Genomic DNA, 16,892 nt, shown 5'->3' on the forward strand with positions numbered 1-16,892 from the left:
AAAGCCCCTGGCGTCACATGCCGGTCGGCTCGGGAGCGTCACGCGGCGGGTGCGCCAGGACGAACCGCTGCACGGCCGCGCCGCTGACCGTGGCACAGAACTGCCGGTACCCGGCCTGCGCTCCCCAGTGCGACAGGGCCAGCGGCCGGCCGGCCGGGAACGCCCCGTAATCGAGGTCCCACGGCGCGACCACGAACCTGCCGCCGTAGCGGTCGTCGCCGAACGTCCGGGCCAACGCCCGCAGTGCCTCAATCTGGTCGGGGGCGAGCGGTTCGACGTACCACAGCACGGTGTAGCCGTGTTCCAGGTTGTGGACCAGCGTCTCGATCGGCGGGCGGTCACGGGTGACATAGAACCGGCGCACGGTCGGGGCGGGCACCACGAAGTGCGGTCCGGACGACGGTGGGACCAGGTCGTACCGGACGCGGGTGACGTACGGCTCGGCGGTCCCCGGGCCGACGTGGAGGCCGGCGCCACTGATCCGGTCGGTCAGCTCCGGATCGCAGCCGGCCCGGTCGGCGTCCACCCCGATCGCGGCGGCCGGTCGACGGGAGGCCGGGTCGGCGTACGCGCGCAGGAACGGGGTGGCCGCCACCACGAGCAGGACGGCGCCGAGCGCGGTGGCCGCCGCGGCGATCCTCGGCCCGTACCCGGAGCGTTCCTCAGCCACGGCCCGCTCCCTCCGCCCGCAGGTGGGCCGCGGTCCACTCCAGCACCGTCTCCACCGGGGGCATCCCCCGGCCCGCGAGGGTGCCGGTGCTCAGCGCGAGCACGGGAACGGGCGGCACCACGCCGTACCCGTCGGCGCGCAACCGCGCCACGTTGCGCTGCACGGCGGGGCGCTGCCACATCGCGGCGTTCATCGACGGCACGAGCACGACGGGAGCGGCGGCTGCCAGCACGCAGGTGGCGACCAGGGTGTCGGCGATTCCCAGGGCCGCCTTGGCCAGGGTGTTGGCGGTGGCCGGCATGACGAGCACCAGATCCGCCCACCCGGTCAGGGTCAGGTGCGTGACCTCGCTGGTCGCCTCCTCGTCGGTCAGCGCGGGGCGTCCGGTCAGGAGGGCGAACGAAGCGGCCGGGACGAAGCGGGCGGCGGCGGGAGTGAGCACGACCCGCACGTCGAGTCCCAACGCGTGGCGCATCACCATGATCGACTGAGGCAGTGTCAGCACGTCCGCGGATCCGCAGGCGGCGACGAGGATCCGCCGCGCCGGGAACGGGTCGTCGGCGGAGACCACCGGGCGCTGCGGCGCCTCGGTCACGGTACGGGTATCCATGCGTCGCCTCCTGCGTGGGCGGGTTCGTCATCGGTCAACTGGCAGCGGACCAGGTCGGCGTACACGCCCCCGGCACGCAGCAGCTCGTCGTGCCGGCCGCGCTCCACGAGCCGGCCACCGGCGACGACGAGAATCTGGTCGGCGTTACGGACGGTGCTCAGCCGGTGGGCCACCACGATCCGGGTGCAGCGCATCGCCGAGATCGCCTCGTCGACGCGCCGCTCGGTGGCCACGTCGAGGTGGCTGGTCGCCTCGTCGAGCAGGAGCACGGCGGGCTGCCCCGCCAGGGCCCGTGCGATGGACAGCCGCTGCCGCTGCCCGCCGGAGAGCGCCTGGCCCCGCTCGGCGACCTGGGTGTCGTAGCCCATCGGCATCGCCGCGATGTCCTCGTCGATCGCGGCGGCCTCGGCGGCCGCCCGGATCGCCGGCATGCCGACACCCGGATGCACCAGGCTGATGTTGCGCCGGATGGAGTCTCGGAACAGGTAGCTCTCCTGCAACACCACCCCGAACTGGCGGCGCAGAGCGGTCGGGTCGATGCGCGACAGGGGCACCCCGTCGAACAGGATCTCCCCGCCGGTGGGCCGGTAGAGGCCGGTCAGCAGCATGGCCAGGGTGCTCTTGCCACTGCCTGACGGCCCCACCACGGCGACCTTCTCCCCCGGTGCGACGTCGAAGGAAATCTCCCGCAGCACCGGCGCCGCGCCCCCGTCGTAGCGGAAGCTCAGGTCGCGGACGCTGATCCGGCCGGTGAGGCGGGGCGCGGGCAGGTCGGGGTCCCCGGCGGGCTCCGGCTGGGCGGCGAAGACGTCCCGCAGTCGTTGCAGGTGCGACACGACCGACTGGAGCACCTGCGCGCTGCTCACCAGCGAGGCCAACGGGGTGAGCGCGGACAGCGCCAACGCCTGCAGGCCCAGGGTCGCACCGAGGCCGGCGCCCTCGAAGAGCCGGCCGGTGCCGAGCCACAGCAACGCCAGCGGCCCGGCGAGTTGGACGCTCGCGGTGATGTTGGCGACCGTGGCCGAGAGCCGGTTCTGGGCGATGTCGGCGTCCAGCGCGGTGGTGTAGCGGCGCAGCCAACCGTCGTACACCTGCCGCTCGGCGCCCATCGACTTGACCGTCGCGATGCCCGACAGCGCCTCCATCAACGCGCTCTCCGCGTCGGCCTGCACGGTGAGGTGTCGCTGGTTCAGCCGCAGCAGTCGGCCGTTGACCAGCGCGACGGCCGCCACCTGGACGACACCGATCGCGGCGGCCAGCCCGGCGAAGGTGAGGTCCCTGGCCACCAGCACCCCGAAGTACGCGATCACCAGCACACCGTCGATCACCGCCGTCAGAACCTGGGTGGTGACCAGTTCGCGCAGCAGGATACTGCTGGACAACCGCTGCATCAGGTCGCCGCTGGCCCGCTGCTGGAAGAACGCGTACGGCAGCCGCAGCAGGTGCCCGAACAGGCGAGTCATCAGCGCGGCGTCCACCCTGGCCTGCAACGTGACCAGGAGCCGGGAGCGCAGGTAGGCCACGCCGAACTGGGTGAGCACCAGCGCCGCGATGCCCAACGCCAGGTACGGCATGAGGCCGGTCTCCCGGGCCGGCATGATCTGGTCGAAGGCGACGGTCGTGGCCAGCGGCAGGGCCAGTCCCAGGGTCTGGAGCAGCAGGGAGACGCCGAACGCCGAGCCCAGCCGTGGCAGGAAGGGCCGCAGCAGCGGGTGCGCGCGCCGCCAGCGGGCCACCGGGCCGGGCCGGGAGACGGCGGGCTCGGGCACGGCCTCGGGGTCGGGGGTGAAGGTCAGCACCGTGCCGCTGAAGCCGGCCGCGAACTCGGCGGCGCTGAGCAGCCGACGCCCGAGCGCCGGGTCGACGAGCCGCACACCCCGCACGCCGACGTGTTCCACCACGACGAAGTGGGCGTCCTCCCAGTGGGCGACGGCCGGCAGGGGCAGCTCCCCGACCTGGGCGGCGTCGGCGCGGAACGCGCGGCCCCGCAACCCGAACCGGGAGGACGCGGTCAGCAGCGCCCGCGCGGTGACGCCGTCGCGGCCGACGTCGAGCACGTCGCGCACCCGGGCCAGCGAGGCGCGTACGCCGTGCCGGCGGGCGACCATGGCCAGGCACGCGGCTCCGCAGTCGGTGTCGGTCATCTGCATCACCAGCGGCACCCGCTGCCGGCGCCACCACGCCGGTGCGCTGGTCAGGCGGCCCACTGTCGCCTCCGGACGCCGAGCGTGCCGGCGCGCGCGTCCGCCGGTGGCGCCAGCAGGAGAACCGACGGCACCCGTTCGGGTGCGGCGAGCCGCAGCAGGGCGAGCCCGATCCCCGACAGGCCGGTCATCAGCTCCGGCGTGGTGAGCGCTGTCGGGTTGGCGCAGCGCCAGCCACCGCTGAGGCCGTCGCGCAGCACCGCCGCCGCGGGTGCCGCCGCCTGCTGGGGGGCGGCCGTCAGCAGCAGGTCGAGGTTGCCGAAGTCGCCGTGGCACAGCGAGTGGTTACGACCGAAGCCGGTGGCGAGCGTCGTCCGGACGGCCGTGCTGATCTCCGCGTCCAGGGCCTCGTCGGGGCCGAGGGCGTCGCGCAGCAGCAGCCGCGACAGCCCCACCCCGGGGGCGCCGTGGCACCAGGTCACGGTGCTCTGCCCCGGCCGGCGCAGGTCAGCCCAGTTCGCCAGCTCGGGGCGGAACAGGCTGCGGTCGTACGCGAGCACGCGGGCCGCCGCGTCGGTGTAGCCGGGATCGCCGGTCAGCTGCCCGGCCCGGGCCAGCGCGGCGGCGATGCCTGCGGAGCCGTGCGACAGTCCGCCGAGGGGGTCGCCGGAGGCCCCGGGGGCCGGGTGCGGGTGGTGCTCGGCGGCGGCGCGAAGTCGTCCGGCGGCGGCGCGCAGGGCGGGCTCGACCCGTTCGGGGTCCAGACCCGCGCCGGAGACGGCGAGGACGGCGCCGGCGTACCCGTCGACCAGGTCGAGGGCCTGCTCGCTGGCGGCCAGCGCGACGATCCGGGCCAGCGCCACGTCGACCACCGGCGCGAACCGGTCGGTGCGCCACAGCGCCCCGAGGTGCCCGAAGGTGTAGAGCAGGCCCGACCAACCGGTGAACGCGCCGATCCGGTCGCCGGGAATCCGCTGGTCGAGGACGCGGGCGGCCAGCCCGGCAGCCGCCCGGGCGGCGAGGTCGGTGAATCGCCGGTCACCGGTGAGTCGGCCGGCGTGGGCCAGGAAGAGCGCCACGCCCGCGATGCCGTCGTAGAGGTGCGGGCCGAGCGGCGCCGGCGCCCACCGGCCCAGGTCGGCGGGCGAGGGCGTGAGGCCGAACCAGACCGGTTCGGCACCGGGGCTGGCAAGACCGGCCACCACGTCCGCCACCTCGGCCGCGGCGGCCAGGTAGGCCGCCGGGGCGGGTGTCGGCGCCGGTGGCAGCTCCGCCAGCCGCCAGCGCACCCGCGCGTGGGGCGCGTCGGTGGCGTCCACCCGGGCGGTGAAGGCGGCCTCGATCAGCCAGCGCTGCCGGGCCAGGTCGGCCGGTCCGAGTCGGGCCAGCCGGCGACGCGCCTCGTCGAGTCCGGACCGGGCCAGCAGGCCCGGCAGTCGTTGCCCCCGGCTGCTCCAGAGGTCACGAGAGTCCACCCGGGTGGTGAACATCGGCACGTCGCGGCGGGCCAGGTCGGCGCGCTCCGCCGCGACGGTGGCCGCCAGCAGCGGCAGTTCCGCCACCCCCGACCAGAGCCAGTCGTACAGCCGCTCGGCGTCCAGGCCGTCCTGCAGCGCGTCGGTGTGCAACGCCGCGTCGCGCAGCCGCAGGTACGTGCGGGTGGGGCGGAGCACGACGCGGATCTCGTCGGCGGCGAACGCGGTGAGCGGCCCGTGCGGGGCCAGCAGATCGTCTCGGACGGCGACGAGGAGGTACGTCATCGACTCGAACCCCTCCACCACCCGCGGCAGGTGCGCGGCGACGCCGGTCGTCGCACCGGCGCTGGCGGGGTCCTGCCGGCCCTGCTCGTCGTGGTGGTGACCGGGAGCGCACAGCCGCATCTCGTCGGTCCCCTCGGCCTGCCACGCCGAGCAGTTGCAGCCGTCGCCGACCGGTCCGGCGGCCTCGTCGGCGCGAGGCAGCAGGCCGACCGCGAGCACCGAGTCGGCGATCGCGTCCCCGCCCCGGGCGCTCGTGGACCGGACCACCGCCGGGGTGAACACGGTCTCCAGGTCGATCAGGACCGGATGCTCACCGTGGGCGACCACGTTCTCCTGGTGGCAGTCGGTGGCCCCGATGGCCTGCAGCAGGGCCAGCAGGGCGCCGAACCGGTGGGCGTAGCGGCGCTGTCCGGCCGTGGTGGCGGGCGCGCGCGTGTCGACGTAGGAGGCCCAGCCGTACTCGCCGCGCGGCAGCACGGTGAAGGTGTGCAGGTCGGCGCCGCGGTCGTTGAGCCAGGCCAGCAGATGCTGGAACCGGGCCTCGACGGCGACCGGGCGGGGCTTGTAGACCAGCCGCAGCCCACTGTCGAACGTCGCCACCAGCACCCGGCGCCCGTCGCGGTGGGGATCGCCGGTCTCCTCGACCTCGACCAGGCGACCGAGCGGGGCACCGGAGTGGAAGGTCGCCGCGAGCGTCGGCGCGTCGGCGCGGAGCCGGTGCAGGAACTCGACTGTGCGAGCGGCCCAGGAGCGGGTCAGCTCGTACGCCTGCCGGGCCAGGACCGGGTAGTCGGCCAGCAGGCCCAGGGCCGCCTCGGGGGCGCGGTACCGGCCGAAGAACGCCACGAAGCGCTCCTGCGGCGTCGCCCCGGACGACGTGCCGCGCAGCCGGTCGATGTTGAGTTCCAGGACGACGGCCCGGCTGAGGAGCACGACCAGCTCGTCGAGCAGGCCGGTCAGTCCGAGCCGGTCCAGGTCGGCCGGCAGCGGCACGGTGTCGTCGGCGAGGTCACGAGCCCGACGTGCCACCTGGGCGCGGGCCTGTGCGACCAGGGGTGCCACCAGGACGAGACAGGCGTCGAGCGGGCGACCGGGCAGCAGTTCGGGGCCGATCTCCCCGTCCGCCGCTCGCGGGTAGCAGGCCAGCAGGTCGTCGATCCATGCTGGCGTGCCGTCAAGACGTGCGGCGAGCAGCTCGGGCGTCTCGTCGAGCAGAGCGAGGAGCACCTGCTCGTCGATGCCCTCCGCCGCCAGCCGGCTTCGCCAGTCCTCGTCGTCGGTGAACGCGCCGGCGGTGCGCCACCGCGACAGCCGCCACCGCGACCGCTCGCCGGGCAGCGAGGCCGTCGGCACGGGCGCGGCCAGCCGTTCGGCGATGCTCAGCGCGGCCAGGAGGCGCTGCTCGACGCGGACCCTCGGGTCGTCGGCGGCGCGGTGCGGGTGTTCGGACATGCGGGTCTCCCGTGGCGGTGGTTGGGCGGAACGACGGGGTCCGGGCCAGGCCCGGACCCCGTGCGGACCCGAGGGATTCGAAAAATCAGCAGACGCAGTGGCAGCACGCCGTGGTGTGGCCGGTGGTCGCGGCGGCGCCGCCGGCCACGGTCTCCAACTGGTCGCGGTCCAGCTCGACCAGACCGGCCGGGTGGTTCTCGACGGCCTCGGCCGAGGCGGCGCGGCGGTACTCGTCCTTCCAGCTGCTGACGATGTCGGTGATGGACATTCGCGGCTCCTTTCGCGACGACCGTCGGCCTGTCCGGCGGTCGCTGGCAGAGACCAGCCTGCGGGCCACGGGGGTGCCGGCACATGAGTAGCCGCTACCTCATCCCGGGCCGGTGGTGTCACGCGGACGACAACCGAACCGTGGGTTCGGGGCGTCCGGTGTGCAGGCATGTCTGGAAGCTGACGGCGCCACCGGGCGGGGGTGTGTGAGGGTGGGGCCCGCGCCACCCAGACCGCCGCGCACACACGATCCGACCAAGCGAGCGGATCGAGGACGGAGATGGCGACCGGGCCCCGGACGGGTACCCGGCCGGGTTGAAGGGGTTCCGTGGCTGCATCAGGAGGTTTCGTCGACGGGGGCGCCGGATGGCCGTTCGTCGGCAGGGCGCGCGAGCGTGACCGGGCGGTCGAAGCGCTCACCGCGTCGGCGGGTTGGGGGGTCCTGCTCACCGGCGATCCGGGGGTGGGCAAGAGCCGGCTCCTGGAGGAGGTGCTGGCTGAGGCGCTACGGCGGCAACATGTCGTGCTGCGGGTCACCGCCACTCCGGGCTGGCGTGGCGTGCCGTTCGGCGTGCTCGCCAGCCGGCTGCCCCAGCCGTCGGACGCGAGTGTCGCGGACGTCTTTCGCGACGTCGAGCGCCGGCTGCGCGAGGTCGCGGCGGGCCGGGGCGTGGTGGTCGGGGTGGACGACCTCAACTGGCTGGACGACGCGTCCGGGGCGCTCCTGGAACGCCTCGTCGTGGGGGGCACCGTGCGGGTGGTCGCGAGTGTCCGGGGTGACGCCCTGCGCGCGGCGCCGGTCGCGGCGCTGCACCGCTTCCGCGCGGTCGACCGGGTCCACGTGCCGCCGCTGGACCCGGACGAGACGGCAGTGCTGGTCCGCGAGGGGCTCGGCGGCCCGGTCGACGGCCTGACGGTCGGCGCGCTGTGGCGGATCAGTCAGGGCAACCCGCTCTTTCTGCGCGAGGCGCTGCGGTGCGGGTTGCGCGATGGCGGCCTCGTCCAGCGCGACGGGATGTGGACGTGGCCCGCCGAGTCGCTGTGCTCCACGCACCTGTCCGACCTCATCGAGCAGACCCTCGGCACGCTCACCCCGGAGGAGGCCGAAGCGTTGCGGTACGTCGCGCACGCCGAGCCGGCTCCGCTGGCGCTGATCGAGCGGACCGTCGACCCGCCCATCGCGGAACGGCTTGAGGAGCGCGGCCTGATCCGCCTGGTCCGGCATGACACGGGCGTGCTGGTGCAGACCAGCCATCCGCTGTACGCCGAGGTGGTCCGCAACCGCACCGGGGAGCTGCGGGCCCGCCGGCTGCGCCGGGCCCTGGCCGAGGCGCTGGCGGGCGTCGACGGCGGCGGCACCGAGGCCCGGGCACGGATCGCGGCCTGGCGCTGCGAGGCCGATCTGCCGGTCGATCCGGACGACCTGCTGGCGGCGTCGGAGTACGCGCTGCGCCGCCACGACGCGGCGCTGGCCGAGCGGCTGGGCCGGAGGGTCGACTCGGCCCGGGGCGACTGGCAGGTGGGCCGGGCGTTGGTGGCCCAGGGGCGCGGCGACGAGGCCGACGGGCACCTGGCCCGGGCCGCGGCCGACCTCGACGACGCGCGCGACCGCGCCGAGGCGACGGCGCTGCGAGCGCTGAACATGTACTGGGGAGAGCGACGGCCCGACCGCGCCCGCGAGGTGATCGACGGGGGCCGTCGCGACCTGCCCGCCGACGCGCGCGCCGGGCTGCTCGCGGCGGAGGTGGGGATCGCGGCGTTCGGTGGCGACGCGGGGGGTGCCCGCGCCCTGATGGCACGCCTGGCCGCCGACCGGCCCCGGGACCCGCTGTTGGCGACGGCGGTCGCGGCGTTGCTGCCGTACCTGCTGCTGTTCGACGGGAAGCCGGGGCAGGCGGTGCGGATGTTCGACACCGGAGAGGTCGACATCCCGGAGACCTGGCCGACGATGCGCGCCGCGACGCAGGCCTGCCACGTGCAGGCGCTGCTGCTGTCCGGGCGACTGCACGACGCCGAGCGGCTGGCCCAGCGCTACTACCGCGACGCGGTCACGCGGGGCGCGGCGGACGCGGTCGGGCTGCTCGCCTTCTCCCTGGGCAAGTGCGCCTACCACGCCGGGCAGATGCGGCGGTCGATGCGCTGGCTGCACGAGGCGCGGACCCTCACCGCCGACCGTACGCTGTTCCCGATCCGCGACTACGTGCTGTCGGCGAACGCGTACGTGGCGGCGCAGTTGGGTGAGCTGGCGGAGAGCGGGAGGTTGCTGCGGCAGCTCGTCGACGACCGCACCGACGGCGACGGCCCGCACGGCGGCGGGCTGGTGGCCATCGACGCCGAGCTGACCGCGGCCTGGCTGACCGCCGCGGAGGGCCGGCCGGCGACGGCCGTCGCCACGCTGCGGGAGTTGCACGGGCGCGCGGGGCAGGCGACGACGGTCACGGTCGAGTGCCTGCACCTGCTGTCTCGCCTGGAGCCCGGCACCGCCACCGCCGAGCGGCTGTGCACGGTCACCGCCGACTGTGACAGTCCACTGTTCGCGCTGTGGTCCGACTATGCCCACGCGCTCGCCGCCGATGACCCGGCCGCGCTGGAACGCGTCGGCAGCGCCCTGGAGGCCAGCGGCTATCTGACGCTCGGGCTGGAGGCCGTGGTCGCCGCCGAGAGAGCGTGCCACCGTCGAGGCGACCAGCGCCGGGCCAACCTGCTGGCCCGGCGCGCGGACCTGCTGCGGGAGCGGTGCGGCGGATACTGGCCCCCGCTGAGCCCTCGGCCCTCCGACCGGGACGGGCTCACTCCCCGGGAGCGGCAGATCTGTGAACTCGCCTCGGCCGGGCACGACAACGCCGCGATCGCGGCCAAGCTGGTGTTGTCGGTGCGGACGGTGGAGAACCACCTCCAGCGGGCGTACGTCAAGCTCGGCGTCCGGGGCCGCGGCGGGCTCCCGACGGCGATCGGGGCGCAGCGGGCGGGGTAGGCGCGCGGGCGCTCACCCGACGCCCGCAAACGTCGATGCCTTAGACGAGTAAGTCCTAACCCTGGTCAGTGGTCGTAGGCGATCAGGGATCGGGTGACGGTGCGGTTGCGGTATGACGGTCGCAGAAGCCGCGCATCATCGGTCCACAGGTCGGTGTCCGCGGCTACCGCCCGGATCGCCCGCTTCAGCTACGGCGACGCCGGACCGCACCCCGAGCAGTACCTGCGCCACGGCCAGGGTCAACAACTCGGCATCGGTCAACCGCGGCGGCCGTGCGACCCGGGCAGGGCGTCCGAGCCAGTCATCGATCTTCACATACCAGTGCGGTGAGAAGGGTGTTGATGATCCGCTTTGGCTGCCCGCCGCGTCGATGTGCTGTCGAGCGGTATACCTCAGAGGTATGAATATGACTCTGAGGTATACCGCTTACGACCGCATCCGCCCCCACGGAGATGACTGACGGTCACCGCCGGCCGCCGGCAACGCCCACCGCCCCAGCCAGGGTTAGGAATTACTCGTCTAGAGCCGGGCGTCGCCGGCCGCGGTGGCCTCCTGCACCGCCGAGGTACGACGAACCTCGGCCCGCTGGTCGCCCGCGTCGTCCCGGTCGGCAACGGCCATCCGGGCCGCCCGGTTGGAGCTCGGCGCGGCCTGGTCGCCCGTCACGCCACCGCGGATGCGGTTGTTCGTGGCCACCTGCGCGGCCGGGTTGTTGCCCGTCACCGTCAACTGGCCGTTGATGATGTTGTCGTCGACGGTGACGCCGCCGGTGGTGGTGGTGACGCTGACGTCCGCGCCCCAGTAGCCGCCGGACGCGCAGCTGTCCAGAGCGCCGTTCGGGCCGAGCTGGACGCCGCCGAGGTTGCCCGCGAACGTGGCCCGACCGCGGACCGCGCTGCCGCACACGACACTGCCGGTGGCGCTGTTGAGCACCGACAGGGTGCCGTCGACGAACGAGTCGTGCACGTCGGTGTAGTAGGTGCCGGTGCTGCTGACGTTCCGCGTCACCTGGGTGCCCCCGTCGAGCCGTACCTCACCGGCGCCGACGGTGACGTTCCCGGTGATCGTCGCCGCCTCGGCGAACAGGAAACTGTCGATGGTGGCCGAGCCCTTCGGCCGGACGGTCACCGCACCGGTCCGGGCGTCGGAGAGGAAGACCCCGTAGCCGCCGGCGGCCAGCACCACCTGGCCGTCGACGGTCGTCTCGGTGGCGTCGAGGTAGCCGTCGGCGGCGACGCGTACCTCGCCGCTGACCCGGCCACCGGTGACCACCAGGTTGGCGCCGGCGGCGACGGTGACGTTGCCGGTGATCGTGGTGCCGGTCAGCGCGCAGGACTTACCGGCCGGGACGAGCAGATCGTTGGGCACGGTCACCGCACCGCCGGTGCCGATGCAGTGGGTGACCAGGTCGGCGTGGGCGGTGGGCGCCACGGCCAACACCGAGGCGGCGATGACGGCGGTCACGGTGGCCAGCTTGGCGACGGTACGTCCGGGCATCGTGGTACTCCCTGTCGATGAGATTCGGGTGCTCATGCGCCGACGTCCGATCGGGCCGCGGCCCGGACGATGGCGCCCTGCTGCCGCTTCGTCAGCGTTCCGGCGGTCACCAGCGCGGTGGTGACCGCCTCGACGTGCCGGACGAAGTCGGCGTGGCCGGGGTAGTCGGCGTGTTCGTCGATCAGATCGTTGATGGTGCAACCGTCGCCGGTGTCGGCGTTGGCCACGCCGGTGTCGTCTCCGTCGATGATCACCGTGTCGCGGGTGTCGGACCCGGGGCAGGCGTCGGTGCCGTCGGCCACCACCGTGAAGGTGCTGGACTGCTCGGCGGCGGCGTTCCCCGCGGTGTCGGTCGCCCGGTACCGCAGGGTGTGCGCCCCGGGGGTGCGGACGGTGACCGGGCCGGCGTACGCGGTCCAGCCGCCGGTGTCGAGCGCGTACTCGACCGACGCCACGCCCGAGCCGGCGTCGGTCGCGGTGACGGTGACGGTGGCCGCGCCGACGTAGGCGCCGTCGGCGTCCCGCTCGCCGGTGATCGTGGCGGCCACCGTGGGCGGGGTGTCGTCCTGCTCCGGCGGGGCGACGACGGTGAAGTGGGCCATCTGCTCCGCCGAGGTGTTGCCGGCGACGTCGGTCGCCCGGAAGTGCAGCATGTGCATCCCGACCGCGGTCACCACGATCGGGTTCGTGTACGCGGTGAAGGCGGCGTCGTCGAGGGCGTACTCGATGGTGGCGACCCCCGATTCGGCGTCGGTGGCCCTCAGCGTGGCGGTGACCGTACCGACGTAGTTGCCGTCGCCGTCGCGGTCGCCGGCCAGCGCGGCCGTGACCACCGGCGCGGTGGTGTCCTCCTCGGTCGGCTCGACGATCCGGAACGACACCGAGCCGACCGTGCTGGTGTTGCCGGCCTGGTCGGTGGCGCGGAACTGCACCGAGTGGTCGCCGACCGCGCTGATGCGCACCGGCTGGGTGTACGGCGCGAAGCTGGTGTCGTCGACCTGGTACTCGACGGTCTCCACGCCCGAGCCTGCGTCGGTGGCCGTGACGGTCACCGTCGCCGTACCGACGTAGTTGCCGTCCTGGTCGCGGTCGCCCGACACGGCTGCGGTGACCGTCGGCGGCGTGGTGTCGTCGCCTCCGCCGCCGTCGGTGACGACCAGTTCGCCGACCATCTGGCTGTGGCCGGGGATCGAGCAGAAGTAGCGGTACCGGCCCGGGGTCAGCGTGACGGTCGCCTGGTGGCGGCCGTTGTTGGCGTCGAACGGGCTGGCCAGGATGTTGAGGGTGACGTCGTGGTTGTAGCCCTCGGTGCTGGTGTCGAAGGTCAGGGTGTGCGGCATCCCGGTCGTGTTGCCGGTGGCCGCGCTGTTCTCCCAGATGATCGTCGCCGCGCCGGCCACCGCCTGGGTGGGCACGGACTTGTAGCGGGTGGTGTTGTCGTCGGCGGTCCAGGTCAGCACCTGGTCCGCGGCGGCGCGCGGGGCGGCGGAGGCGGGCGGCGCGGCCAACGGCGTGACCGTGAGCAGGAGCGCCGCCAACGCGGCCGTGAGTCGTTTGATCATGGTCTCTCCTAGAGTTCCCGCACGCGGATGTTGCGGAACTCGGTCAGGTCGTTGTCACCGTGGTTCTGCAGGCCGATGAAGCCGGACAGGAACTGCCGCAGGTCGGTCGGCGGGTCGCCGGCCCGGGAGGACTCCTTGCCGGGCGTGTTGTCGAACTCGTTGATCACCACACCGTTGCGGATCATCGTGTAGTGCTGCCCGACCGCCCGGATCTCGTAGTCGTTCCACACGTTCTTCGGAGTGACGCCGGCCTGGGCGAGCGGCACCGGGTCGAAGTTGTAGACCGAGCCGGTCTTCTGCGGCTCACCGGTCTCTCCGTCGTAGATCTGGATCTCGTGTCCGCAGTAGATCGCCATCCAGGCCGGCGAGGTCCGGGCCGACCCGATGGTGCCGCAGCTGCCCGGTGGCCGCTGCTCCAGGGGGGTCCGCAGGTCCGGGAAGCGGATGAAGACGCCGGTGTTGGCGCGGCCGGTGCCCGGTGCGATGTCGCGGAACTGCACCTTCAGCGAGAAGTCCGCCAGCTCCTTGGTGTGCCAGAGCATGCCGAGGCCGCCACTGGATCGCAGTGCCCCGTCCGGCTGGATGCTGAACGATCCCGTCGGCGCCTGCTGCCAACCGCGCAGCGACTCGGCGGTGCCGTCGTAGAGCGGCTCGTATCCGGTGCGCCCGTCCCGGCCGATCTCGGACGCGGCGGCCAGGCGGGTGAGCGTGCCCGATTCGCGGGCGTTGAGCAGGCCGTCGTCCTGCAACGCACGGGTCACCGCGCTCACGTGCCGGACGAAGGCGTTGTGGTCGGGCCAGGTGCTCTCGTCGTCGATCAGGTCGTTGATCGTGCACCCCTGCCCGACCGTGCGGCTGGGCACGCCGGTGTCCGTGTCGCCGAGCCACACCGTGTCCCGGGAGTCCGGCACCGCGCAGCCGACCGTGACGGTGGTCCGCACCGTCGCCGTCTCGCCGTCGGCGTACGTGACGGTGAGCTTCGCGGTGTAGGTGCCGACCTTGGCGTACGTGTGCCGGGGGTCCGCCTCGGTCGATGTGGCGCCGTCGCCGAACTCCCACCGGTGGCTCACGCCGCCGGACCGGGAGCCGGTGAAGGCGATCGTCAACGGCTTGTTCTGCACGGCGACGGAGTTCGCCGCCGGCGCCGGGGTGGGCGTGCCGCCGGTGTAGGTGATCCGGATGAGCTTCTGGTTGGGGTGCAGGCTGAAGAACCCGCCTCCGTAGTCGAGCAGGTAGAGCGCGCCGTCCGGGCCGAACTTGGCGTCCATCCAGCTCTGCAGCCGGGTGTCGCCGTTGCCGCTGGGGATGATGGCCCGCAGCGACTCGGCGTACACCGGCGGGGTGGCCGTCGGCACGCCGGCGGGGTCGACGGTGACCGCGACCCGGTTGGCGGCGTTCGACTCGTCGCCGATGAACCACTTCTCGTCCCAGTACGCCGGCCACGCCACCGTGCTGTTCGGATCGACCCGATCGCGGTGGTAGGTGGGACCGGACATGATGGCCTGCCCGCCGCCGCGCAGGTACGGCTGCGTGTAGGTGGCGTCGGCCGCGACGTACGTCGGGAGGCCGCTGCCGTCGGTGCGCTTCGGGAAGACCGGGCCGCCGCCGTCCGGCGAGTACCAGATCATGTTGTCCCGGGCCGCCGGGATGTCCACCAGCCCGGTGTTGCGGGGTGAGGTGTTCTTCAGGTTGCCGCAGTCGTACCAGCCGGTCAGCACCGTCGCGTCGGTGTTGCTGCGGTCCCGGTACGGCTGCCGGTTGCCCATGCAGTACGGCCAGCCCTGGTTGCCGGCCGACGTGATGATGGTGGCGGTCTCGTACTTGGCCGGGCCGAGGGTGGGGCTGGGCGACGAGGCGTCCGGGCCGACCCAGCCGGCGGTCAGCCACTGGTGCTCCGGGTCGATCTGAAGGCGGGCGATGTTGCGCACGCCCATCACGTAGATCTCCGGACGGGTCTTCTCGGTGCCGGGCGGGAAGAGGTTGCCCTCCGGGATGGTGTACGTGCCGTCCGGCTCCGGGTGGATCCGGATGATCTTGCCGGCGAGGTCGTTGGTGTTGCCCGCCGTGCGACGGGCGTCCTGGAACGAGATGCCCTGGTACTCCTGGGTCCAGTTGTTGCCGGAGTAGCCCTGCGACCCCTCGGAGGAGTTGTTGTCGCCGGAGCCGACGTAGAGGTTGCCCTTGGCGTCGAACGCCATGCCGCCGCCGGCGTGGCAGCAACTGTGGATCTGCACCGGGAACGTCAGCAGATCCTTGCGGGTGGCCTGGTCGATGGTCTGGGTCGCGCGGTCGTAGGTGAACCGGGAGACGGTGCGCTGCCCGACCCGCTGCACCCGGTCGATCGACTCGTGCGGCATCCAGTAGACGTAGAGCCAGCCATTGTCGGCGAACGCGGGGTCGGGCACGATGCCGAGCAGGCCCTCCTCGTTCTTCACCAACTCGGAGCCGCTGCCCCGGTTGCCCATCACCTCCAGGGTGGTGAGCAGCTTCACCTGCTTGGTTCGCGCATCCCAGGAGTGGATGGTGCCGCAGCCGAGGCCGACGTTCGGATCGTTCCAGTCCGCGATCGGGCCGCTGGGGCAGGCCGCCTTGCCGACGTAGAAGACCGTGCCGTCCGGCGCGATGGTGAGCCCGTGCGGTTCGCCGATCTGGTCCAGCTGCCCGGTCTGGTTGGCCGCGGTGAGCCGCTCCACCTTGTAGTTCGCGGCGATCGTCGCCTGGCAGTCGCCGCGGACGCGGCCGGTGGTCCATTCGAGCGCCCCGGCCAGGTGCGTGCGGAACGCCTCCTCGCCGTAGCTGCCCTCGGTGTGGCCCATGCCGGTGTAGAACGACCGGCCGCCGTCGTAGTCCCGGCACCAGGACACCGGGTGGAACGGGCCGTTGGCGCCCGGTCCCGGGTCATAGTGCCGTTCCTCGACCTGGGCGAGGGTGTGCACGGTGCCGATGGGGTTCGGGTCCCAGTTGTCCCAGCGGTCGGACCGGGTGACGGTCAGCGGCAGCGACGCCGTGGCCGGGTGTTTGCGGTCCAGGATGTCGACGACGGCCCGGTTCACGGGGGTCGGTGGCGGCGCGGTGGCGGTGCCGGTGAACAGCCGCAGGTCGGCGAGCTGGATCAACGGCTCACCGCTGTTGGCGGTGATGTTCAACCGGTAGCGGCTGAACTCCTGCGGCGCGGCGATGTCGAACCGGCGGGTCTGGAACCGCTCCGCGAAGCTCTGGTTGGTGCGTCGGTCCAGATCGGACCAGTTCTGCCCGTCGTTGGAGCCCTGCAGGGTCCAGTCCTTCGGGTCCCGCCCGACGAAGTCGTTGGCCGACGTCAGCGCGTACCCGGTGATCCGCTTCGGGGCGGCCAGCTGGTACGCCACCCACGCGGTCGGGGTCCGGACCAGCCACTTGGTGTTGGCGTCGCCGTCGGTCAGCTTCTCCTTGGTCTCGCTCGGCGGGTTCTCACCGCTGGCGGTCACCCCGGCCACCGGCTCGGCGACCGGGATGGCGCCCGCCGGGCGGGCGCCGATCAGGCCGGTGAACCAGGTGGAGTCGACCTGCGCGCGGGCGGCGTCGGCGATGCCGACGAAGCCCCCGCCGGCCTTCATGTAGCCCTGTAGCGCCGCCTCCTGGTCGCGGTTGAGCACGGCGCCCGTCGCGGAGAGAAAGACCACGCTGCGGTACGCCGACAGCCCGGTCGCGGTGAAGACGGCCGGGTCCGTGGTGGCCGTGACATCGATGTCATGACTGGCCGCAAGCTGTCGGATGGTGTCCACCGCACGCGACACCGGGTCCTGTTGTTCGGCCACCGGCCCGTGGAACACGAGCACGGCCGTCCTGGGCGACTGCGCCGCCTGGGCGGCGGCCGCGGGTCGCGGCGCGGCGGTCGCCGCCGTGGCCGTGGCGGTGGCCGGAATGAGTGTGGCGAAGGCCGCTACCGCGGCGAGGGCTCGTCGTACGTTTCGGGTCAT

General features: G+C 73.3%; 9 protein-coding genes and 1 pseudogene. 1 reads left to right on the top strand and 9 read right to left on the bottom strand.

All coding sequences use genetic code 11. The annotated features are described in order from the left end of the window. Positions 1-13 precede the first annotated feature (13 nt). From OG505_RS12895 to OG505_RS12915, 5 genes are all read right to left on the bottom strand, one after another. Positions 14-670, bottom strand: coding sequence for a DUF3105 domain-containing protein (locus OG505_RS12895; protein ID WP_405433437.1), 657 nt, complete (start codon positions 668-670; stop codon positions 14-16). Beyond that, positions 663-1,280, bottom strand: a complete 618-nt coding sequence (locus tag OG505_RS12900; RefSeq protein WP_405433439.1) for a flavoprotein — start codon at positions 1,278-1,280, stop codon at positions 663-665. Before OG505_RS12900 ends, OG505_RS12895 begins: the two co-directional genes overlap by 8 nt. Continuing rightward, a complete protein-coding gene (locus tag OG505_RS12905) occupies positions 1,262-3,487 on the bottom strand; it encodes a peptidase domain-containing ABC transporter (protein WP_405433440.1) in 2,226 nt (741 codons plus the stop codon). Before OG505_RS12905 ends, OG505_RS12900 begins: the two co-directional genes overlap by 19 nt. Next, positions 3,475-6,636, bottom strand: a complete 3,162-nt coding sequence (locus OG505_RS12910) for a type 2 lanthipeptide synthetase LanM family protein (protein WP_405433442.1) — start codon at positions 6,634-6,636, stop codon at positions 3,475-3,477. The genes OG505_RS12905 and OG505_RS12910 overlap by 13 nt, the downstream gene beginning before the upstream one ends. 85 nt (positions 6,637-6,721) lie before the next feature. Continuing rightward, positions 6,722-6,904: a mersacidin/lichenicidin family type 2 lantibiotic gene (locus OG505_RS12915; RefSeq protein WP_405433444.1), complete on the bottom strand. Its 183-nt coding sequence runs from the start codon at positions 6,902-6,904 to the stop codon at positions 6,722-6,724. Between the two features lie 327 nt (positions 6,905-7,231). Between OG505_RS12915 and OG505_RS12920 the strand changes: the two genes are divergently transcribed. After that, the gene (locus OG505_RS12920) at positions 7,232-9,877 is read left to right on the top strand and encodes an AAA family ATPase (protein WP_405433445.1); all 2,646 of its coding nucleotides are present in this window, start codon (positions 7,232-7,234) and stop codon (positions 9,875-9,877) included. Positions 9,878-10,396: 519 nt separating this feature from the next. Here OG505_RS12920 and OG505_RS12925 read toward each other — a convergent pair. The 4 genes and pseudogenes from OG505_RS12925 to OG505_RS12940 form a co-directional block, all read right to left on the bottom strand. Continuing rightward, positions 10,397-11,374: a hypothetical protein gene (locus OG505_RS12925; RefSeq protein ID WP_405433446.1), complete on the bottom strand. Its 978-nt coding sequence runs from the start codon at positions 11,372-11,374 to the stop codon at positions 10,397-10,399. Positions 11,375-11,406: 32 nt separating this feature from the next. Further along, positions 11,407-12,255, bottom strand: coding sequence for an OmpL47-type beta-barrel domain-containing protein (locus OG505_RS12930; RefSeq protein ID WP_405434486.1), 849 nt, complete (start codon positions 12,253-12,255; stop codon positions 11,407-11,409). Beyond that, a pseudogene (locus OG505_RS12935) lies at positions 12,253-12,936 on the bottom strand (OmpL47-type beta-barrel domain-containing protein); the annotation flags it as partial. The gene OG505_RS12930 and the pseudogene OG505_RS12935, both read right to left, overlap by 3 nt. A gap of 8 nt (positions 12,937-12,944) precedes the next feature. After that, complete coding sequence (locus OG505_RS12940; RefSeq protein ID WP_405433448.1) at positions 12,945-16,892, bottom strand: ThuA domain-containing protein; 3,948 nt, start codon at positions 16,890-16,892, stop codon at positions 12,945-12,947.

The sequence above is a fragment of the Micromonospora sp. NBC_00617 genome, assembly GCF_045161355.1.
GTDB lineage: Bacteria > Actinomycetota > Actinomycetes > Mycobacteriales > Micromonosporaceae > Micromonospora.

Coding starts and splice junctions, on each gene's coding strand:
- OG505_RS12940 (WP_405433448.1), bottom strand. CDS start 16,892: ATGACCCGAAACGTACGACGAGCCCTCGCCGCGGTAGCGGCCTTCGCC.
- OG505_RS12900 (WP_405433439.1), bottom strand. CDS start 1,280: ATGGATACCCGTACCGTGACCGAGGCGCCGCAGCGCCCGGTGGTCTCC.
- OG505_RS12910 (WP_405433442.1), bottom strand. CDS start 6,636: ATGTCCGAACACCCGCACCGCGCCGCCGACGACCCGAGGGTCCGCGTC.
- OG505_RS12915 (WP_405433444.1), bottom strand. CDS start 6,904: ATGTCCATCACCGACATCGTCAGCAGCTGGAAGGACGAGTACCGCCGC.
- OG505_RS12925 (WP_405433446.1), bottom strand. CDS start 11,374: ATGCCCGGACGTACCGTCGCCAAGCTGGCCACCGTGACCGCCGTCATC.